The organism is Rahnella sp. JUb53 (genome assembly GCF_004346065.1).
GTDB lineage: Bacteria > Pseudomonadota > Gammaproteobacteria > Enterobacterales > Enterobacteriaceae > Rahnella > Rahnella variigena.
This window is the reverse complement of sequence record NZ_SLYT01000002.1, coordinates 1-22,423: the sequence shown is the minus strand read 5'-3', so window position 1 is coordinate 22,423 and position 22,423 is coordinate 1. Positions and strand designations below refer to the sequence as shown.

The window sequence follows — 22,423 nt, the reverse complement described above, 5'->3', positions numbered from 1 at the left end:
CCCGGAGGCACGATGAAGATTGAACGTCCGCTGTGGACACGAGGAATCCTCGTGTCTCCACAGCAGTTTCAACAACAGGCCTCTTTTGAGGCCTGGACAAACGAATGTATTGCTCAAATGGGCATACTTCACCCGTGGGGTGTGCTTCATGCGACCTTTGAACAGGATGCGCTGGCACAAGGACGTCTGAAAGCTGAGCGGCTGCATGTCCGTTTTCAGGATGGCATATTGGTCGATACCGACTGTGCAGATTTACTGCCGCCAACACTGACGTTGTCGGCAAACTTACCGGCAGACGCCAATGAAGCAATTGTGATGCTGGCGTTGCCACAAGTTTACGCGAATGGCGGAAACTGCCTGCAGCCCGATGAACGGGCTGAACGTCCGGTACGCTATCGTCAGGCCTGGCGGGATGTCCAAAACCAGTATGGCGATGACAAAAAACAGGTCGCCGTCATGTCGCATGAATTGACGCTGCGACTGGATATTCAGGAAAACGGTGACTATCAGACCTGTCCGGTGGCACGTCTGCTGCGTGATGCCCAGGGACGGTGGATACAAGATACGAACTTTATCCCACCTTTGCTGAGTCTTCAGGCTAGTCATTGGTGTACAGAGCAGCTCGAACTGTTGATGGTGCCGCTGAGGGCGCGTTTAAAACGCCTGATGGGAATGCGCCGTGAAAGCAATGCGCGCATGGCAGACTTTGCAGTTGCCGATGTGTCCCTGTTCTGGCTACTGAATGCACTTAACGGTGCAGAGCCCGTGCTGGGCAATTACCAGCGCAACCCCCAGGTTCATCCTGAGCGCCTTTACCAGGAGCTGGCCCGTCTTGCCGGAAACTTGCTGACTTTTTCCCTGGATCATGACGTCGCCGCTATTCCGGCCTATCAACACGTTAGCCTGACTACGGTCTTCCCGACGCTGTTTACCTTGCTGAATATTCTGCTGGAAGCCAGCCTGCCATCGCGCGTTGTCGCCATAGATCTGGTACATGAACCCCGCATTAACCAGTGGCGTGCAGCCCTGCACGATCCCCGCCTGCGCGAACGCGAAGAGGTCGATTTCTATCTGTCCGTGCGCTCTACCCTGTCTTCTGCCCAACTGCAAACCCAGTTCCCGCAACTGTGTAAAGTCGGTGCACCGGATGATGTCGGTAACGTCGTCAATGTGGCACTAAGCGGTATTCCGCTGCGCCCGTTGAGCCATGTTCCTGCCGCCATTCCGCTTCGTCTGGAAAATCAGTATTTCTCTTTGGATCTCACCCATCCTGCAGCGCAGCAAATGATGGAAGCAGGCACCTGTGTCTTCTATGTGCCTGGCACGCTGGGCGACATTCAGCTTGAACTGTTTGCGGTGTTACGCGCATGAGCCAATCCATGAGAATGACAACACAGGCTGTTGATATCGATGCCCTGCTCGCGGATACCTGGTTGCAGGTTATCAGCCTGCGTCAGGGAATGAACTGCCCTGAAGGGGAAGGGCAAATCTTCTGGAAGCGCTGTGTGGCTGATATAGAACGCGTGCAACAGGCGCTGAAAGAGGGGGACGTCAGTGAACAAAACTGTCAGCACATCATGTATGCCCAGTGCGCCATTCTGGATGAGACCGTTAAAGGCCGCAGCGTCCAGGATGATGCTTACTTTGTCTGGTGTAATTCTCCGCTGCAGGCGTACTTCTTCAAATCACTTGACGCGGGTAACCAGCTGTATGAACGGATGCGTACCGTGCTGCGGGAACCCGCACCCGACATGGCAGTACTTACCTGTTTTCACCGGGTACTGATGTTAGGTTTTCTCGGCGGTTATGCCTCACAGGCAGTGACCGAGCGCGAACAGCTGGTTGAGCAACTTACAGCGCTTGTACCTGCATTTAGCTTTGCGTCATCCCGTCCTGTTCTGGCAATGGCGTCTTCCAGTCATCGCCTCGGCATAGGATTACGTTACTGGCCGGTACGCCTTGGACTCGCAGGACTGATTGTCGCCTTGCTGTGGTGCGGACTGGACCTCTGGCTGTCCGGATTATTGACAACGTTGTTGCCGGGGTCCGTGTAATGAGTCCGATGTGGCGACGTGGTTTATGGCTATGGGCGGGTATTCTGGCCAGCATTCTGTGTCTGACTCTCCTGCCCTTTTCAACCGTGATGCGGTGGCTAATCTTCGGACTGGTGATGATCATCTGCCTTGTTGGGGTATGGCGTACGGGTCAAAAGCAAGATTCAGAGTTTGCAGAAAAGCATTTCGACGGGCTTCCGCCGGAGAAATATCGTCTGCCAGTCGTATTGGTCTGCGGCGACGATCTGGCATCGCTGTTTGGTAAAGATCACGTACATCTGACTGCTCAGGGTTGCTGGCTCCGGGTCGACGAAAGCAATTCTCTGCGGCAGTTTGCCCGACAGTTGTTATGGCAGCGTCCAGAGTGGGCGAAACAGCTGGCCGTCATGGTGGCAGTAAATCCTCAGCAGCACAGCGACGAACGCGAACTCACCACCTGCCTGTATGAGCTGCGCTGGCAGCTTGTGCAGTTACGCCGGGATATTCGCCGCCCACTTCCTCTGCTTCTGAGTAGCACGATTGCCACCGCCACTGCAGACGCGCCTGTCTGGTTATCGCAACAAAATGATCGGTCGGTGACGCTATGGCCAACAATAACCATGCCGGAAACGCTGGCAAACTGGCAGCGGGAGGATGGCAGTGCCCGGCAGGTTGAACGGGTCAAACAGACCGTCATTTTCGACCAGCAAAATAACTGGCTTAATGCGTACGTGCTGCCTGCATTGCAGGCGCGTAACGATGATGTCGCCTGTGTTTCTCCGCAACAGGTTGTCCTGCATCAGGTCGGCGGCCTGAGGGGTATTGTGTCCGCCTCGCTCTGGCAACAATGGCTTAGCGCACACACCTCTCTGACACAAGTCGCCGGATGGCATCCCGAAGAGGGCGTTGATAGCAGTCTGCAAACCTTCCCTGACTTTATCTTTACTGTCTTGCCTTCCGGCAGCGGCGTGTCATCTCGTCGTCGTACTTTACGCCATGGTGTCACCCTGCTGACCGTCACGGTGGTTGCCGCGCTGTGCAGCAGTGCCTGGCATAACCGCCAGCTTCTGCATCGGGTGGCTTTCGATATCCGCCATTACGACAGTATCGGGATGACAGATTACGGACCAAAGGCAAAAGCGGTGGAGATATTACGACGCGATGCCGCACAGCTTGATGACTGGTTCCGTAATGGTGAGCCGGTGCGTTTTAGTCTGGGTCTTTATCAGGGGGAACGCCTGCGTCTGCCTCTGATGGCAGCAATCAAAAGTTATGTCCCGCCCCCACCGCCACCTGAACCCGTCGAAAAAGAGGCCCCAAAAACGGTGCGCCTTGATTCCCTGTCGCTGTTTGACACGGGCCAGTACGAGCTCAAACCGGGCTCGCTCAAAATGCTGGTGAATGCACTTGTGGATATCAAGGCCAGGCCAGGCTGGCTGATTGTGGTGGCCGGACACACGGACATTACCGGTGACGCAAAAGCCAACCAGACATTGTCGCTCAAACGTGCCGAGTCATTACGTGACTGGATGCTCTCAACCAGCGATGTCTCCCCGACCTGCTTTGCCGTTCAGGGTTATGGCGCAACACGCCCTATTGCTTCAAATGATACCCCGGAAGGCCGTGCGGCTAACCGTCGTGTCGAAATCAGTCTGGTGCCACAGGCAGACGCCTGTAAGGCAACAGCAACCCCAAGTTCATCAAATGATTGATGAATGTTTACCTTAGAAATGGAGAACTACCCATGGCAATTCCTGTTTATCTGTGGCTGAAAGACGACGGCGGTGCGGACATTAAAGGCTCCGTAGACGTTAAAGATCGCGAAGGCAGCATCGAAGTGGTGGCACAGGATCACAACCTGTATATCCCGACCGATAACAACACCGGCAAACTGACGGGTACGCGTATTCACACCCCGTTCCTGTTTACCAAAGAAATCGATTCTTCCAGCCCGTACCTGTACAAAGCGGTGACTACCGGCCAGACCCTGAAATCCGCAGAGTTCAAATGGTATCGCATCAATGACGCAGGCCAGGAAGTGGAGTATTTCAACACCAAACTGGAAAACGTCAAACTGGTGAAAGTCGCGCCAAAAATGAACGACATCAAAGACCCGGCGTTTGAAAAACATAACCACCTCGAAATGATCGAGCTGCGTTACGAAAAAATCACCTGGACCTACAAAGACGGCAATATCATTCATTCCGATTCCTGGAACGAACGTACTACCGCGTAACACCCCACAGCAGACGGTTTGCCGTCTGCTGTTTTTGTTTCCTGAGCCGCTGCCTGGCGGTTGAGCAAACAAAAACACCACCGGACATCGACCTTATGGGCCTGGGTTTCCTGCATAGGAAAAGGCTAAGGGCGGTAGCGTACCTAAAAAAGGGAATTCAGCATGGAACAACAGTCAGCCGTATTACTTCGCCGCTTAAATCCGTACTGCGCGAAAGCGCTGGAAGCCGCCGCGACGCTCTGCCAGACCCGCGCCCACAATGAAATTACCGTCGAGCACTGGCTGCTCAAACTGCTGGAACTGGGCGAAGGCGACATCACCGTGCTGGCCCGCCGCTACGAATGGGATATGGATGCCTTGTGGCAAAGTCTGCTGGCACATCTCGATGCCCTGCCGCGTTCCGTGCATTCGCGTCCGCAGCTTTCCCAAGATTTACAATCGCTGATGAAAGCGGGCTGGCTGGCGGCATCACTGCAGGATGACAACCAGAGCATCCGCAGTGTCAATCTGCTGGAAGCGCTGATGGCGCAACCGCGCCTGCTGCGCTGCGAAGGTTTATGGCCGCTGTTCAGCCTGAGCGAAGAACATATCCGTCGCCTCAAGCCAGTGCTGGATGCCTTGTCCGAAGAGCGCCCGGAGCTGCAACAACAGGAAAGCCTTAGCCGCACACCTTCCGCACTTTCTGAAAACTCAGCGACGCAAAAAGCAGAGTCTGGTGTTACCGGCCAGTCGTTAAGCGAAGCGCTGCAGGCCGCGCTGGATAAATTCACGCTGGACGTCACCGCCAAAGCTAAAGCCGGGCAGATTGATCCGGTGTTTGGTCGCGATAACGAGATCCGTCAGATGGTGGATATTCTCTCCCGTCGTCGTAAAAACAACCCGATTCTGGTCGGTGAACCGGGCGTCGGTAAAACCGCGCTGGTGGAAGGTTTGGCGTTACGTATTGCGGAAGGCAACGTGCCCGACAGCCTGAAAACCGTCAGCCTGCGCACGCTGGATTTAGGTCTTCTACAGGCCGGCGCCGGAGTAAAAGGCGAGTTCGAGCAACGCCTGAAAAACGTCATCGACGCCGTGCAAAAATCACCCACACCGGTTCTGCTGTTTATCGATGAAGCGCACACTATTATTGGCGCTGGCAATCAGGCCGGTGGCGCCGACGCTGCTAACCTGCTCAAACCCGCGCTCGCCCGTGGTGAATTGCGCACCATCGCCGCCACTACATGGAGCGAGTACAAACAGTATTTTGAGCGCGATGCCGCCCTTGAGCGCCGCTTCCAGATTGTCAAAGTCGATGAGCCAGACGACGAGATGGCCTGCCTGATGCTGCGCGGCCTGAAATCCCGCTACGCGCAGCACCACGGCGTTCACATCACCGACGAAGCCGTCAAAGCCGCCGTCAGCCTCTCCCGCCGCTACATCACCGGCCGCCAGCTGCCGGACAAAGCCGTTGATCTGCTCGATACCGCGTCCGCCCGTGTACGCATGAGCCTCGATACCCTGCCGGAAGAACTGACCCGCCTTAAGGCGCAGATAGCCGCACTGGGAATGGAGGAGCAGGCATTGCTGGAAGATATAGCCCTCGGCAGTCAGACCCACGGTGAACGTCTGGAAAAAATCGGTGAGCTGGACCGCGAACTCAATGCGCAGCTTTACGCTCTCGAAGCGCAGTACGAATCCGAAAAAGCCCTGACGCATAAGCTGCTGGAAATCCGTCAGGACATCAGCCGTCAGGAAGATATTCACGCGCTGCAGCAAGAACTGGCCCAGTTGCAGGGCAGCGCCCCGCTGCTGTCTCTTGACGTGGACGTCCGCACTGTTGCGACAGTCATTGCCGACTGGACCGGCGTGCCGCTGACCAGCCTGCTGAAGGACGAACAGACTGACCTGTTGCAGCTGGAAAACCATCTGGGCAAACGTGTTGTCGGACAGGATCATGCGCTGACCGACATGGCGCAACGTTTGCGTGCCGCCAAAACCGGCCTGACGTCTGAGAATGGCCCGCTGGGCGTCTTCCTGCTGGTCGGCCCGAGCGGCGTAGGCAAAACCGAGACTGCCCTTTCCCTTGCCGACTGCCTGTTCGGCGGCGAGAAATCCCTCATTACCATCAACCTCAGCGAGTATCAGGAAGCGCATACCGTCTCTCAACTGAAAGGTTCACCTCCGGGCTACGTCGGTTACGGTCAGGGCGGTATTCTGACTGAAGCCGTGCGTAAACGTCCGTACAGCGTCGTCCTGCTCGATGAAGTGGAAAAAGCTCACCGCGACGTAATCAACCTGTTCTATCAGGTGTTCGACCGCGGCTTTATGCGCGACGGTGAAGGCCGCGAAATCGACTTCCGTAATACCGTGATCCTGATGACCGCTAACCTCTGCAGTGACCATTTGATGCAACTTCTGGATGAACAGCCGGAAGCCACTGACGGCGATTTACAGGAACTGCTGCGCCCGATCCTGCGCGACCATTTCCAGCCCGCCCTGCTCGCCCGCTTCCAGACACTGATTTATCGTCCGCTGAACGCCGTTGCCCTGCGCACTATCGTTGAGATGAAACTGGCACAAGTCGCGAAACGTCTGAACAAGCACTACGGCCTGACCTGCTCCATAGAAGAAAGTCTGTACGACACGCTGGTCGCCGCCTGCCTGCTGCCAGATACCGGTGCGCGCAACATCGACAGCCTGCTCAATCAGCAAATCCTGCCGGTACTGAGCCAGCAACTGTTGCAACGCATGGCCGGGCAACAACGCACCACGGCGCTGGCACTGGGCTGGGATGAGGAAGAAGGGATCACCCTGGAATTTGACGGAGTAGAGAAATGAGTACAACCGGACTGCCTTTTTTCGACCACAGTCATCATAAATTAGCCATCCGCGGCAGCAGCGCGCAACCCGATGTTCTGAGTTTCACCAGCCTGGAAACGCTCAGTAAGCCTTTCCATTACGACATCGAATTTACCAGTGCTGACCGGGCTATTGATCCGAAATCGATGCTGATGAAGGACGCTTCACTGACCCTGCAGGCGCCGGTGGCCGACGCCTTTGGTGTCTCAGTCCAACAGCCGCAGCGCGTAATACAGGGCCTAATCACCGCCTTTAAACGTCTTTCCACGTCGAAAGATGAAAGTCATTACGAAGTCCGCCTGCAGCCGCGTCTGGCTTTGCTCGCCCGCAGCCATCAGAACTGTATTTATCAGGACATGTCGGTTCCGCAGATTGTTGAAAAAATCCTGCGTGACCGTCACGACATGCGCGGACAGGACTTTATCTTCACACTGAGTAAAGAGTACCCGCGTCGCGAACAAACCTTGCAGTACGGCGAGGACGACCTGACCTTTATCTCCCGACTTCTGGCCGAAGTCGGGATCTGGTTCCGCTTTACCGCCGATCCTAAACTCAGCATTGACGTGGTCGAATTCTATGACGACCAGCAGCATTATCAACAGGCGCTGACGCTGCAGGCCGTACCCCCATCCGGCATGCACGACGTCGGCGTCGAATCGGCATGGGATTTGTCCAGCCATTATCAGGTGGTGGAAAAAACCGTCTCCACCCGGGATTACAACTACCGCACCGCGACCACGGATTTATCCGGCAGCGCCGATGTTACCCGCGGGGATACCACCACCTATGGCGAAGCCTATCATTACGCCGATAACTACCTGACCGCCGGTGGCGGTGGTCGCGATCCGGTACCGGAAAGTGGCGCGTTCTATGCCCGCCTGCGTCACGAACGTTACCTGAACAATCAGGCGCGCTTTTCCGGCATCGTGAATGCCGCAACCCTGGTGCCGGGTCAGGAGCTCAAAGTCACCGGCAGCGATGCGCCGGCACAGTTTGCGCAGGGCGTGGTGATCGTGTCTATCCAAAGCTCGGCGCGTCGCGACAAAAGCTTTGAAACAAAATTTGAGGCCATTACCTGGTCTGAAGATTACTGCTTCCGCCCGGAGTCCGAGCCTAAACCGGTGATGGCCGGTACTCTGCCCGCCCGCGTCACCAGCACCACCGTCAACGACACCTACGGTCATATCGATAAAGACGGGCGGTATCGCGTCAATATGCTGTTCGACCGCGACGCCTGGGAACAAGGCTACGAAAGTCTGTGGGTCCGTCAGGCGCGCCCTTACGCCGGCGACACCTACGGCATGCATATGCCGCTGCTGGCCGGCACGGAAGTGGCGATTGCCTTTGAAGACGGCAACCCGGATCGCCCTTATATCGCCCACGTTCTACATGACTCTGCGCACGGCGATCACGTCACCATCCAGAACTACAAACGCAACGTACTGCGCACGCCGTCGAACAACAAACTGCGCCTCGAGGACGAGCGTGGCAAGGAGCACATCAAGCTCAGCACCGAATACGGTGGTAAAAGCCAGCTCAACCTCGGCCATCTGGTGGACAGCGGCAAACAGCAGCGCGGTGAAGGGTTCGAGCTGCGCACCGACAGCTTCGGTGCCATCCGCGCGCAGCAAGGGATTTTCATCACGGCCGATGGCCAGGGTCTGGCACAAGGAAAAGTGCTGGAGATGACGGCAGCAATCGAATCGCTACAACAGGCACAAGGGCTGGCAAAGGCGCTCAGTGATGCTGTGAAAACTGCACAGGCGGAACTGGCACAAGTAGCTGAACAAAAATCTCTGCTTGAGTCTTCGATGAAAGATTTACAGCAATCCGTTCTGCTCATGAGCGCACCCGCGGGAATTGCCCAGGTATCACCTCAAAGTATTCAGATCAGTACGGGTAACAATTTCATTCAGACATCGGCTGAAAACAGTGATTTCACAGTATTTAAAAAATTCACCGTCGCTGCGGGTGAAATTATCAGCCTTTTTGCTAAGACGCTTGGCATAAAAATGTACGCCAACAAAGGCAAGGTGGATATTCAGGCTCAGGGTGATGCAATGGCATTGACCTCCCTTAAAGATATGAAAATCATCAGTAAAGATGATGAGGTTTATATCCAGGCCAGCAAGAAAATCACACTGGCCTGCGGGAAAAGCGCGATAGTGATTGAAAGCTCAGGTGTCACGATCATGACCCCCGGAGAGGTGAATGTTAAAGGGATCTTTAACCAGATCTTGCCACAGAGTTTTAGCCCGGCACCGGCAACGTTGCCGCCTGAGGCCAAATGCGTGGAATGTGAGAAATAATGGAAAACGCGATGGAACTTGATCAAAAGATAACGATACAGGACCGGCTGAATCAGCATCCGAATTCATACCGGTATCTGCTACTGGATCCGTTAAAAAGTGTTTCGATTATTAATCCACTCCATCTGCAACAGTTACAAGACGCCCCCGAAGTTAGGGCGATATACACGGTGCTGAGAGGTGATTTACCCCATTCACCTCAGCACTGTCCTCGGCTCGTTTTACTGGCTTATCCAGGCGAGCACTGCGAGTTTTCATGGCTGGCGAGTTCAGAGGATTACGCCCGAAGTGAAATGTTGCAGGAAAAAAGATACTTGTGCGGCTGGCTGTGCAGTACTACTGCACCAGAACAACTGGCATCCGAACTGGCAGAACGTTTCAATAACCTGATTGAGAACACGGTCACACCGTTTTTTGAGCCCCTGCGCTTTGAATTATTACAAGCTATGGAGCCGGACGGCCTAGCCACATGCCTCTGGCCGGTGAACCATTGGTGGTATATGACGAGCACAGGTGATATTTGCGTTCAGACGGGGAAAGTGGCAGAAGAGAAATGGGTGCCAGCATCTGACACTGCACTGACTCAGCAAGAAATCCCCGGGATCTTCTCACTTTTGCAGGCATGGCAACTTGTTCGCCCCGTCCTACCGATGGATGCAGCGATAAATGCGGCCAATACCTGGCTGAACATTGAGGAAACGGGTCATTTTGAGAAAGAAAATCGTAATTTCCTCTCTCTCTGCCACCTGACGCTGGCGGTCGATATTGAACAGCACCCTGCCGTCAGAGCTTTGCTCGAGCAGGTTATCGCAAATCCTTCTCTGCGCCTCAGCAGACTTGTATCAGCGTTACCGGATGCCGTTTGGGATGAACTGGAAAAATCCGATAAGACATCAGCAGCCTAACGAAAAGGGAATTCGTCGCTATGGGGCTTAAAGATCAAGTTAATCAAAATGCGGATGCCAGCCATCAGGCAACCACCACGCCTTCAGGTTGTAAAGCATGTAAGCGGAAGGGCATTCCGATATTTCCTCTCCGTGTGGCCGCAGTACCAAAATCATTGATGAACCGGAATTGGTTACCTGCTGCGGTGCCGAAACAGGATGCAGAACTCACTGGCGGTGAATTCAAATATGCCCTGCGCACTTTGCGCATGGGATACCTGTATGTATTGCTGGATCAAAAAATCTGGCAGGTGTATCAGGTGACAGCTAATGGTTGCATGCGACAATTAAACTCATTAGCGATGCCGGAAAGTGACACTATTGAACCACTTGCCGAGAGTTGCCGCACCGCTAACCACGACATTCCCACCAGCTTTATCAACATTGATAAAGACTGCAAAGAGGCATGGCTGGCCTTCAGCAGAGATCCGTGGAGTCTGGAGGTGATGGCCGGATACCTGGAAAAAAAACGCCCGTCGACACGTTTTACTAAAATAATCCTGACCGGTACCCAGGTGTCCGCCGAGGATAAAGTGTGTATGCCACTTGACCCTTCTCTCGCGACGCTAAAAGCTAACGTGGCAGAATTTTCCGCGGACGTCTTTGCTAATGTCATACAGGTAACAGAGGACAAAACGGGTGGTGCTCACGGTTTTTACCCACGAAGAGAAACCGTCAAGCAGAATGCTATGGAAAGCTGGATTTCCCACCTGGAAAAAGAATATTCCTGCACGGTGATGGCTGTTGTTGTAAATGATCCCGTCGGGATAGTTCAGGAACTGAATATTGCCCGCATGCAGTTGACAGAAGCTTGCCAGGCATATACTCAGAAACCGGGCGTCCTTCACAAGCATATGATTTCTATAGCGATCACGCAGTATCTTGACAATATTAAAGCAGGCATTACTCAGACAAGTTCACCCCGCTATAAAATGACCGGCCCGGCTATCGGAGGTTTCGAGCCAGAGTACATCCCCAAAGAGAAAGTCGCCGAAGAGGCCTTTGCAGTAAAATATGCTCGTTTACTGAAAAGTTATGATGAAACGGCACGCGCCGCTTCCGAAAAGGAATTTACCCAATACTTCACAGTACCTGAACAACAACTCAAAGCTATTGATAAGGATTTGGCAGCCTGGTATCAGGTCCGGCTCTGGGAGGATATCATCCATCATGATTACGCCCCGGAAACCAATGCTGCGGGTTGGGCTGCACAGATGAAGACCATTGCCGCCTGTGTCCAGGGCGGAGCAATGGGGGAAGAAACAAAAAAAGTTTGGCAACAATGGCTGCAGAAGGCAAATTCTCCAGCCTATCTGGGCTTTACGGGAATGAAAACCTCCCTTCTGGAGACAGTATTCAGCGGCGGAAATGTTTACAGCGATATTAAAACCGGCCTGACGTCCGATGAATTCGGCAATTACCTGAAAAATTTAGCTATTCAGCAGGGTTGGGCGAGTCGGATTCTGGCTGTCAGTGGCTCGGTGAGTCTGCTGGGTAAGACAGTTGATCCGGCTATGCACAAAGGCTATCAGGCAATGTTACAGTCCGCCATGCTGACGGCGGGAGAATCAACGGTGGTGCTCGAATATGAAACAACCTTCCGAAAGCTGAAGCGAAATCTTAAAAACAACGCCGCGCTTCGTCAGTCTCTGTCAGTGAACAATGAAAGCTTTAAAGACACCGGCCGAAAAGGCGGCAGCGCAGCTGTCGTCGATGAGATCATGGGTATGCGCGGCAAAGAGCTGGATACGCCGGTCAAAGTCCAGTACAGCACACTCGGCACGCTTGAACAGTTAAAAAGTGAATTGCCACATCTCAACGTCACTGAAAAACCGTTCAATAACCCGGCCATGATGAAAGACTTTAATGAATTGTTTATCTCCGACGTCTCTTTGCAGGGTAAGGGGCAGAAAACTCCCATTGTTAAAGCAAGTTATGCGCAGATGGCGAAATGGAACGAACGCGGACGCCGGTATATCAGTGGCGACTCTGCAGGCCTGATCCTGGGCGCCGGGTTATTAGGCTTACAACTGGCAGACTGGGAATCTAAAGCCGATGCTTTGAAAAATTCCGTTGGTACCGATGTGGATGCCCTTGCGGACTATGCCATTAACCGCCTTCTGGTGCTGGAAGGCATGGCTGAAGTTGCCGGATTCGCCTCCAAGCTGGCGGTGAAACTAAACTGGGTCGTGCTGAGCGAAGCGCAGCAGGTGCCTAAGTTGGTAAGGTATGGGGCAGTACTGGGAGGGGTTGCAGGGATATTCGAAGGCATTCGGCAATGGATGCATGCTTCAGAGGATGCGAATTCTGGCGATAATGATGCTAGTGTTGCGAGTGCTTTTTCAGGAGCAGCCTTCATAGCAAGTAGTGTCATTGGAGCTATTTGGGGATTCCGTGGCATTTTTGCCTTAACCAGTAATACATGGCTAATTGGGTTGGGACCAGCAGGTTGGGCTGCAATACTCATCGTAATGGGGATCATACTTAGCTATGAGGCATCCGAACTCAGAAGCACTGCATTTGAAATCTGGCTGCGTCGTACCTGTTTTGGTATTCCAGGCAACTATATCAACAACTATCCGATCTGGCATGCTGGAAGTCTTGAGGACCTGGCTGAAGCGCTGGTGGAATACCGGGCTATTGTCAGTGGCATGGTGGCAGATGTGGCCTTTGCCTCTGACCTTGATATTCTGACCGGCACAGCAACCGTACAGTCGGTAAAATACCGTCGGGTAGATTTACGGGTAAGCCTGCCAGGGTGGGCAGAGGTAAAAGGAGCCTGGTCAGCCACCTTGACCCGTGACAATGACAGCGTGGTACTGTTTTCACAATCTCATAATATCCCGGGCTTTGAAGACCATTACCAGCTTGCCGGACCTGACGGCTATGGCAAATATCAGTGGCGCTTAGACGACGAAAACGATGAAAACGGGAAGCCCACCGGCGTGACCAACCTAAACGTGATGGTGAGTGTCTGGGTAGAACAAAACCGTACTCCCGACGTCACGCTGGTAACAGAATACTGGCCGGATAAAGCTGAACAGGATTATAAGCTGGGCATGACGCTCAGCGCACAACAGGGATGATCAACCATGGGTAAGCTTAAACGCCGCAGCAAAAAAATCGCCGAGCGGGAAACCGCCAGAGGCATTCACCCCCGCTTAATTCCCCCTATAAAAAACTGGGATGAAGATTTGCCCGATTTAGCTGAGGAGCAGCATTATCCTCCGCAACTAATTCGGGTGAATGCCATTAATGATGTCTGGATGGAAATCCCACGCTTTGAATATATTATGTGGGGCGGGATATGGTTCTGCACTTTAATTTTGTTATTCTCTGCTATTTGGTGCATAAATTTCATTTCCCTCTTGGGAATGCTGTCTAATTATTTATTCTTTAGCCTATTTCTTTTCCCAGTTTTAGGCTTCTTCTCATTTTTCATTTATTGCCTAAAAATGGTCTTATTCGAACCCCGTGGCGCCCCGGTTCGCTTTAACCGTAAGCGTCAGAAAGTGTATGTTTACGAATATCAGCGAAGTATATGGCCATGGAAACGCTGGCACCCCGTTATTAAGGTTTTTGATTGGGCAGATATTCATGCCGAACGGGTGCTGATGGCGGGCCATGCTGACTGGGGGCATCGTATCTATTGCGCCGTCTGCAAACCCGGTACCGTAGAAGTCATGGACAGGTTTATCCTCACCTGGACGGTTGGCAGTGTGTTTGATGCTTACGGATTATGGAGCCATTGCTGTCACTACATGCAGGCGAAGCCCGTGCCCACCGCCCCGCTGCTGACAAAGGCGCCCGCAAGCTGGACGCCGTTTAACACCGTCCGCTGGCCTGCTGATATTGACAGGGAGTCGACCACGGTACCCGATAACCAGCCAGCATGACGCTCAGCGCACAACAGGGATGATCAACCATGGGTAAGCTTAAACGCCGCAGCAAAAAAATCGCCGAACGGGAAGCCGCCAGAGGCATTCATCCTAGATTAACTCCGCCTGTCGATAATTGGGATGAAGATTTACCTGACAAAGCAGAGGAACAGCATTATCCTCCGCAACTTATTCGGGTGAATGCAATAAATGATGTTTGGATGGAAATTCCGCGCTATGTAAATTATGGCTGGGGAGGGATATGGTTTGTAGTCATTATTTTTTTAATACCTCTCTATATTATCATTCAATCTATTTATAAGGTGGGGATATCTTCCGATTTAATCTTTAATGGGCTAACTGTCTTAAGCATCATTTTCTTCTTATTTTTCTTTAAAAAGGTTTTATTCGAACCCCGTGGCGCCCCGGTTCGCTTTAACCGTAAGCGTCAGAAAGTGTATGTTTACGAATATCAGCGAAGTATATGGCCATGGAAACGCTGGCACCCTGTTATTAAGGTTTTTGACTGGACAGATATTCATGCCGAACGGGTGCTGATGGCGGGCCATGCTGACTGGGGGCATCGTATCTATTGCGCCGTCTGCAAACCCGGTACCGTAGAAGTCATGGACAGGTTTATCCTCACCTGGACGGTTGGCAGTGTGTTTGATGCTTACGGATTATGGAGCCACTGCTGTCACTACATGCAGGCGAAGCCCGTGCCCACCGCCCCTCTGCTGACAAAGGCGCCCGCAAGCTGGACGCCGTTTAACACCGTCCGCTGGCCTGCTGATATCGACCGGGAATCGACCACGGCACCGGAAGCAACCTGCACTGAGAGCTGCCGTTAATGCCTACAGCAATGTCATTATCAGAATTGTTAAACGCAAAGTGCGATGAATACCGCTACCTGCTGCTGGATCCGTTGAAAAGTGTTCCATCCTGGAACGCCCTGCATCTCAATCGCCTCAGTGACGTATTTGGGAATGATGCCCTGTACAGAGTACTTCGGCCTGACCTTGCATACGCACCTCAGTATTGTCCGATGGTGATGCTGCTGGCCCTGCCCGGGTTACTTTGTAATGAGGAGTTATTGCTTAAAAGCGAAGACTTTTCCCGCGATGAAAAGCTCTATGAAAAGCGTTATATCTGCGGCTGGATAAGTTCGCCGCTGGCACCTGAGGCATTTGCCGCAGAGCTGGCAGGCTTATGTAAACAAGTACAGCGCGAAAATATCGTCCCATTTTATGAGCCATTACGCCTCGAACTGTTAACTGCGCTCAACGGAAAAAATGAATTCTCCCGCCTTATCAGCAACATCAGCCAGTGGTGCTGGATCTCCTGTAGTGGTCGTATGCAGGTATTGTCCGGCACAACTGAGGGGGATGAATGGCGGATGAAATGGGGTACAGAGTGCGCACAGAATAATGTGCGTGATATCTGGCGATTGCTGTCTGCTTGGCACAAAACCGGTGGCTCACTGCCTGCCGATGCCGCAAAGCAAGCGGCGGATGCCTGGGCGAAGTCCGAACTGGCCAGACTTCCCCATAAAGCTGACACAGTATGTCTTGCACTAAGTTACCTGACGTTACCCGACAACATCACTGCACACCCCGAGGTATCGGCGCTGTTAGAACAGGTTGCCAGCCATTCGGATCTGTATTTGACCCGGTTATTCCCCACGCTTTCGGATGCCCTCTTGCAGACGCTTATCGGGCCATAGCGCATAAAAAAAGGAATTTTGACGATGAGTTCACAATCACAAGCTTCTCAGAACAGTGCCGCAAGCGAACAGGTAGCGGGCACGCCATCAGGCTGTAAAGCCTGCAAGCGAGAAGGTGTCGCTATTTTCCCCCTGCGTGTGGCCGCCGTTCCAAAACCATTGGTCAATACCGGCTGGGCGCCTTCGGTGCCGAAGCAGGATTCCGAACTAACGGGCGGCGAGTATAAATACGCACTACGCACACTGCGGGAAGGATATTTGTATGTCCTGCTGGATAACACCTACTGGCAAGGCTATCAGGTGACGCCTGAAGGTGCCTTACGCATGTTCAATGCTGAAGAAATGCCTGAAGGAGAAAAAGTCGAATCGCTGAGCGAGGCCTGTCTGACGCAGAACCACGAGATCGTGGCGGGTTTTATCAATATCGATCCAAAATATACACAAGCAGCCGTGGCATTCAGTAGTGATCCGTGGAGCAAAACGGTGCTGGATGAATACCTGAATGGAACACGTCCCGCCAGCCGTTTTACTCAGATAACCCTGTCTGAGGGAAATGTCACTGCTGCAGACCCCAGTCGTAGTCTGACACTTGACCCTTCGCTGTCTGCCCTCAAAAGTAATGTGCTGGAATTCGCCACGGATTCATTTCCCAGTATCGCGGGCAAGGAAGGATTACCGAATGGCGCGCATGGCTTTTCTCATCGTATGGATCCTCAAAAGCAAACGGCACTGGGGAACCGCATCGCCCAGTTAACGCACCAGTATAAGGCGCCGGTGACTGCATTAGTGCTCGACGATCAAGTCGGAGTAATTCAGGAATTAAACACCGGACGACTGGATTGCGTAGAGGCACTGGCTGCATATACAGCCATAACCAGTAATATTCATAAGAAAATGATTTCTGATGCCATTCTGCAGATTAAACAATCAACAGCAGCGCAGATGAAAACAGACCCGAATATAAAGGGGGTTTACACGCCGGGTTACACCACGTCGTACTCCACTTCACGTGAAAACCAGGTTGCAGCAGAGGTATATAAAGCCACGCGTCGTATGGAAGATTATTATGATGAACCCGCGCGGGCAGAGTTTGCCCGGGATTATCAGTCCACCGTTGACGGCTACAACCGCAAAATTGTCGCCACCTGGAAGGATCTGAATGCCGCCTACCGTTCTGCGCTCTGGCTGGCCATTCTGAAGAACGACTATGCCCCGCAAAACAGTGCTATCAACTGGGTGGCACAGCTGACCACCATTACCCGCTGTCTTCAGGGCAGTGTCGCGGGTTTTGATATGGAAAACAGCGGCAAAGACAGCGAGACCCCGGAATGGGCAAGATGGCTGGAAGATCCGCAAAGCCCGCCGTATATGGCCCTGATGCGCAGCCAGCCGGGTGTAACCGATTTACCGTCGCAGGTCTTCGGCGGCAGCCTGACCTATGCCAACCTGAAAGCAGTGCTAAACAGTAAGGAAGTTAGCGATTATATCAACAGCCCCGCGTATCAGAAAATAATGGCAAGCTTGATCACCTCCATTTCCGGCGCATTCAGCAAGCTCGAAAACACATTGTCTGCACAGGCAAAATCCGGGATGGTGCGAATGTTACAAGCCGTAGCTTATACATCAGCAGATGTGCCTGCCGCGACCCTGCTTACCGGGAAGCTCACTATCCGCGAATATCAGCACATGCTGCAAATCCAGCTTGATGCCCACGGTAAACCTGCCTGGAGTATCTCGGGCGAAGAAAATGGCCGCGTAACCAGTACCTCGCGTATGGGACACTGGACGCAAATCACTGACCCGGCCATCCTTGATCAAAAAATCACGGTTAAATTAGGCGCACCGCTGAATAAGGCTCTCCCGGCAGCTGTCACATCCGACGCCATCGACCGCTCCCTGCTCTCCGGTGAAATTGAGTTGGGTGAAGCTGATATGCGTAATGCAGCACGCAGTCAGTTAAAGGTATCAACAGATCTCCAGAGCGGCTTTATTGGAGTGATTCTGGCCGGAATTTTGCTGTATGCCACTTTTAGCGATCTGGATGAGCTGAAGAAAGCCATACCGGGCGATACTCAGGCAGAGATGGGGCTGGCTTCCAAGTCTTTAATCATCATGGCTTCCGCGGTAGAAATTGTCGGGCAAAGCGCGGCTGTCGCGGGATTATTCAAGAATGGCGATCTTCTCATTCGGGGCGCAGGAGTGATTGGCGGCTTCGCAGCGATAATTGACGGTATTGCGTTGGGGATTAAGGCTTATGATTTATATCAAAACGGGGATATAACCGCTACATTGCTTTACGGTATAGCGGCTATAGCAACAGTAACTTCTGGTTTTATTGGTGTCGCGTTTAGTTACGCAGGTATTTTTACATTCTTCGGTCCGGTTGGTTGGTGTCTTGCCCTTGGGATAGCGGCCTTTACATTGGTCGCTATTGGCAATCTTTTTGTACGTTCTCCGCTGGAGCGTTGGTTATCGCATACATGTTTCGGAACCGATCAAAATGAAGACGATAAACACCCTATGTGGCGTGCTGAAAACCCTGCTGACCTTCAGGAGGCCATGAAACAACTGCATATCCTCGCCAGTGGTGTGTCGGCACAGCTAAGTGGTGACTGGGCCACGGAAATAATGAGCAACACCCGGATCCTGGGTAACCGCATGCTGGCTGCCAGGGTCATACTGGCGGACTGCAACCCGGCAGGTTCAGACTGGCTTGTCGAGCTGACAGCCACCGGCGGCAACGGCAATCGCCTGATACTGGCACGAAGCGCTTCACCCGCAAAACTGACCGGACTCACACCGCCGGAGCAGCAAACATATCAGAAAATGCCCATCCTGATTGGCTCAAGAATGGGGGTTGTCCCAGGGGCACTGCCAGTGACCGAAGTAAAGTCAGCGAATTTCCTGACTGAAACCTGGGGCGTAATATCGTCCCAAACACACAGCGGACTGCAACTGGACGGTGAGTTTCCGCTAAATACTGCACGCTTTAACACCGCCGAACTGGTCGTAACTTACTGGCCGGACAGAACCCGGCAGGATGACAGCCTGCAACTTACAGCCCAACTGGATAGCTAACCCCAAAAGGAATGCAATATCATGCCCTTGTTCACAATGGACGAACCCACCCCGAAGCTCATACCACCTATAAACAACTGGGAAGAGGATTTGCCGAGCAGCCGCGAACCTCAGCTGGTACCACCGCAGCTACGTTGGTTGACGACGATGAACGATACCTATCTGGAAGTCCCTCGTTACAGCGCTGAAGTCTCCTGGGGAGGGGTGCTTGCATGGGCAATTTTAATGTCGATTATTGGCATTGGTGTTGGGGTTTCTGGTTTTGCCATACAACATGGCCACACTGGTCATGGGATGATAATTATAGGATTGGGAGGGACATTTGTTTTTTTTGCTATGGCCAGCTTTGGCTTGAGAATGTACTTAGCCCAGCCCCGAGACCAACCCATTCGCCTGAATCGGAAACGGCAAAAAATTTATATCTTCGACTACAAACGTGCGCAACTCCCATGGATGAAATGGCCAACAACCATCCGCTCTTACGATTGGGGCAATGTTCATGGCGAAATTTGCTATTCCTATGCAAGGTTAGACTCGGGGTATCAGCTTTTCGGTTCAGTCTGTGAACCCGGCACTAATAAAGTCGTTACCCGCTTTCTGATAGCTAAAGAGCGCAGCTCACAAGAAATGCTGTGCCAGATCTGGAGTTATCTCTCTGTCTATATGCAGCATGACTCGGTCACAACAGATCCGGTAGAAACCGGCCGGCCTGACGACTGGCGCCCGCGCAAGGCAGACCGCTGGCCAGACGATATGGAACGGGAGTCAACAACGGCACCTTAAAGCGCCCTGTAACTTTCGCAAGATGGAAAAGCTAAACCTTAAAGGATTGCCCTCGAATGCCTCTGTTTACCATGGAAAAACCACAGCCGAAACTCACTACACCCATTAAAAACTGGCGGGAAGATATGCCGGAGAACCACGAACCACAACTGGTGCCGCCGCGGTTACGCTGGTTGACAACGCTTAACGATACCTTTCTGGAGTTAGCCCGCTACAGTAGTGAAATTCTATGGGGAGGGGTATTAATGAGTGGAATATTATTGTCTTTTCTCGCCATCGGTTTTGCGATTTCGGGTCCTTTTATGCAAGAAGGGATTAAGGGTTATTGGATGGTCTCAATTGGTTTAGCTTGGGCGTTTATTATATTTACCCTGTCACTTTTTATGCTAAAAATTTACTTTATGCAGCCTCGTGACCAACCTATTCGCCTGAACCGCAAACGCCAAAAAATTTATATTTTTGAGTACAAACGTACATTTTTCCCATGGCTAAAATGGCCAACCACCATCCGGTCATATGACTGGGCGGATGTTCGCGGCGAAATACGTTATTCAAGTGATCGTTATAATATGGGCTTCCAGCTTTTCGGTTCGGTTTGCGAGCCGGGCACTAACAAGGTTATTACCCGCTTTTTGATTGCAAAAGAGCGCAGCTCACAGGAAATGCTGTGCCAGATCTGGAGTTATCTCTCTGTCTATATGCAGCATGACTCGGTCACAGCAGATCCGGTAGAAACCGGCCGGCCTGACGACTGGCGCCCGCGCAAGGCAGACCGCTGGCCGGAAGATATGGAACGGGAGTCAACAACGGCACCTTAAAGCGCCCTGTAACCTACGCAAGATGGACAGCTAAACCCTAAAGGATTGCCCTCAAATGCCTCTGTTTACCATAGAAGAACCACAGCCGAAACTCAATCCACCCATCCAAAACTGGCGGGAAGATATGCCGGAGAACCACGAGCCGCAGCTTATCCCTCCTCGACTGCGATGCTTGACGACGCTAAGCGATATTTTTCTAGAGGTCCCTCTTTACAGCACTGAAATTTCTTGGGGAGGAATGATATTTAGTGGGATATTATCATCGGTTCTTGCCATTGGCATGAGTGTTTCAGGCTTCGCCATCCAGGCTGGGCATGATGGTTATGGAATGATAGTTGTTGGACTAGGAGGGGCGTTTGTGTTGTTTAGCATTGCACTTTTAGCCTTTAAGATGTTCCTGGTACAGCCTCGCGATCAGCCAATCCGCCTGAACCGTAAACGTCAAAAAATCTATATTTTCGAATATAAACGTACCTTTTTTCCATGGCTAAAATGGCCAGTCACCATCCGGTCATATAACTGGGCGGATGTGCGCGGCGAAATCCGTTATTCCAGTGATCGTTATAATATGGGCTTCCAGCTTTTCGGTTCAGTCTGTGAACCCGGCACTAACAAAGTCGTTACCCGCTTTTTGATTGCAAAAGAGCGCAGCTCACAGGAAATGCTGTGCCAGATCTGGAGTTATCTCTCTGTCTATATGCAGCATGACTCGGTCACAGCAGATCCGGTAGAAACCGGCCGGCCTGACGACTGGTGCCCGCGCAAGGCAGACCGCTGGCCAGACGATATGGAACGGGAGTCAACAACGGCACCTTAAAGCGCCCTGTAACTTTCGCAAGATGGAAAAGCTAAACCTTAAAGGATTACCCTCAAATGCCTCTGTTTACCATAGAAGAACCACAGCCGAAACTCAATCCACCCATCCAAAACTGGCGGGAAGATATGCCGGAGAACCAAGAACCACAGCTGGTGCCCCCTAAGCTACGCTGGCTAACAACGCTTAACGATACCTTTCTGGAAGTACCCCGTTATAGTACGGAAGTAGTATGGGGGGGGATGTTAATATGCGGGATTTTCATTTCCATTTTTACCTTTGGTATTGGGATATTGGGTTTTGTCTTACAAATGGGACACGATGATTATGTGATGATTTTCTTAGGCATGACTGCGGTATGTGCTTTTTCTCCACTCGCGCTTTTTACCCTGAAGATGTATTTTGTACAGCCTCGCGATCAGCCAATCCGCCTGAACCGTAAACGTCAAAAAATCTATATTTTCGAATATAAACGTACATTTTTTCCATGGCTAAAATGGCCAGTCACCATCCGGTCATATAACTGGGCGGATGTTCGCGGCGAAATACGTTATTCCAGTGATCGTTATAATATGGGCTTCCAGCTTTTCGGTTCGGTTTGCGAGCCGGGCACAAATAAAGTCGTTACCCGCTTTCTGATCGCTAAAGAGCGCAGCTCACAGGAAATGCTGTGCCAGATCTGGAGTTATCTCTCTGTCTATATGCAGCATGACTCGGTCACAGCAGATCCGGTAGAAACCGGCCGGCCTGACGACTGGCGCCCGCGCAAGGCAGACCGCTGGCCAGACGATATGGAACGGGAGTCAACAACGGCACCTTAAAGCGCCCTGTAACTTTCGCAAGATGGAAAAGCTAAACCCTAAAGGATTACCCTCAAATGCCTCTGTTTACCATAGAAGAACCACAGCCGAAACTCAATCCACCCATCCAAAACTGGCGGGAAGATATGCCGGAGAACCACGAGCCGCA

At 52.3% G+C, this 22,423-nt stretch carries 16 protein-coding genes; all 16 read left to right on the top strand.

Features of this window, described 5'->3' with window-relative positions; translation table 11 throughout:
• The first annotated feature begins 12 nt into the window (after positions 1 to 12).
• On the top strand, positions 13 to 1,371 hold the full coding sequence (gene tssK, locus EC840_RS04650; protein ID WP_132964121.1) for a type VI secretion system baseplate subunit TssK: 1,359 nt from the start codon (positions 13 to 15) through the stop codon (positions 1,369 to 1,371).
• Positions 1,368 to 2,054, top strand: a complete 687-nt coding sequence (tssL, locus tag EC840_RS04645) for a type VI secretion system protein TssL, short form (protein WP_129640070.1) — start codon at positions 1,368 to 1,370, stop codon at positions 2,052 to 2,054. The genes tssK and tssL overlap by 4 nt, the downstream gene beginning before the upstream one ends.
• Positions 2,054 to 3,745, top strand: a complete 1,692-nt coding sequence (locus tag EC840_RS04640) for an OmpA family protein (RefSeq protein WP_129640071.1) — start codon at positions 2,054 to 2,056, stop codon at positions 3,743 to 3,745. Before tssL ends, EC840_RS04640 begins: the two co-directional genes overlap by 1 nt.
• A gap of 32 nt (positions 3,746 to 3,777) precedes the next feature.
• Entirely contained in the window at positions 3,778 to 4,269 is a 492-nt protein-coding gene (locus tag EC840_RS04635) for an Hcp family type VI secretion system effector (RefSeq protein WP_112289529.1), read from the top strand.
• 162 nt (positions 4,270 to 4,431) lie between these two features.
• On the top strand, positions 4,432 to 7,086 hold the full coding sequence (tssH, locus tag EC840_RS04630; RefSeq protein WP_132964120.1) for a type VI secretion system ATPase TssH: 2,655 nt from the start codon (positions 4,432 to 4,434) through the stop codon (positions 7,084 to 7,086).
• The gene (gene vgrG, locus EC840_RS04625; protein ID WP_132964119.1) at positions 7,083 to 9,416 is read left to right on the top strand and encodes a type VI secretion system Vgr family protein; all 2,334 of its coding nucleotides are present in this window, start codon (positions 7,083 to 7,085) and stop codon (positions 9,414 to 9,416) included. Before tssH ends, vgrG begins: the two co-directional genes overlap by 4 nt.
• Before the next feature lie 11 nt (positions 9,417 to 9,427).
• Positions 9,428 to 10,321, top strand: coding sequence for a hypothetical protein (locus EC840_RS04620; protein ID WP_132964118.1), 894 nt, complete (start codon positions 9,428 to 9,430; stop codon positions 10,319 to 10,321).
• Between the two features lie 20 nt (positions 10,322 to 10,341).
• Positions 10,342 to 13,446, top strand: coding sequence for a T6SS effector BTH_I2691 family protein (locus tag EC840_RS04615; protein WP_132964117.1), 3,105 nt, complete (start codon positions 10,342 to 10,344; stop codon positions 13,444 to 13,446).
• Positions 13,447 to 13,452: 6 nt separating this feature from the next.
• Positions 13,453 to 14,256 (top strand): DUF6708 domain-containing protein, encoded by an 804-nt coding sequence (locus EC840_RS04610; RefSeq protein ID WP_243701015.1) that lies wholly within the window; start codon positions 13,453 to 13,455, stop codon positions 14,254 to 14,256.
• Positions 14,257 to 14,285: 29 nt separating this feature from the next.
• Entirely contained in the window at positions 14,286 to 15,089 is an 804-nt protein-coding gene (locus EC840_RS04605) for a DUF6708 domain-containing protein (RefSeq protein ID WP_243701014.1), read from the top strand.
• Positions 15,089 to 15,961 carry a hypothetical protein gene (locus tag EC840_RS04600; protein ID WP_132964116.1) on the top strand — a complete coding sequence of 291 codons (873 nt, stop codon included), beginning with the start codon at positions 15,089 to 15,091 and terminating at the stop codon, positions 15,959 to 15,961. Before EC840_RS04605 ends, EC840_RS04600 begins: the two co-directional genes overlap by 1 nt.
• A gap of 24 nt (positions 15,962 to 15,985) precedes the next feature.
• Positions 15,986 to 19,039, top strand: coding sequence for a T6SS effector BTH_I2691 family protein (locus EC840_RS04595; RefSeq protein WP_132964115.1), 3,054 nt, complete (start codon positions 15,986 to 15,988; stop codon positions 19,037 to 19,039).
• Between the two features lie 21 nt (positions 19,040 to 19,060).
• Positions 19,061 to 19,822, top strand: coding sequence for a DUF6708 domain-containing protein (locus EC840_RS04590; RefSeq protein ID WP_132964114.1), 762 nt, complete (start codon positions 19,061 to 19,063; stop codon positions 19,820 to 19,822).
• Positions 19,823 to 19,878: 56 nt separating this feature from the next.
• Entirely contained in the window at positions 19,879 to 20,640 is a 762-nt protein-coding gene (locus EC840_RS04585; protein ID WP_132964113.1) for a DUF6708 domain-containing protein, read from the top strand.
• Between the two features lie 55 nt (positions 20,641 to 20,695).
• Positions 20,696 to 21,457 (top strand): DUF6708 domain-containing protein, encoded by a 762-nt coding sequence (locus EC840_RS04580; RefSeq protein ID WP_132964112.1) that lies wholly within the window; start codon positions 20,696 to 20,698, stop codon positions 21,455 to 21,457.
• A 56-nt stretch (positions 21,458 to 21,513) separates the two neighbouring features.
• Entirely contained in the window at positions 21,514 to 22,275 is a 762-nt protein-coding gene (locus EC840_RS04575) for a DUF6708 domain-containing protein (RefSeq protein WP_132964111.1), read from the top strand.
• Positions 22,276 to 22,423 lie beyond the last annotated feature (148 nt).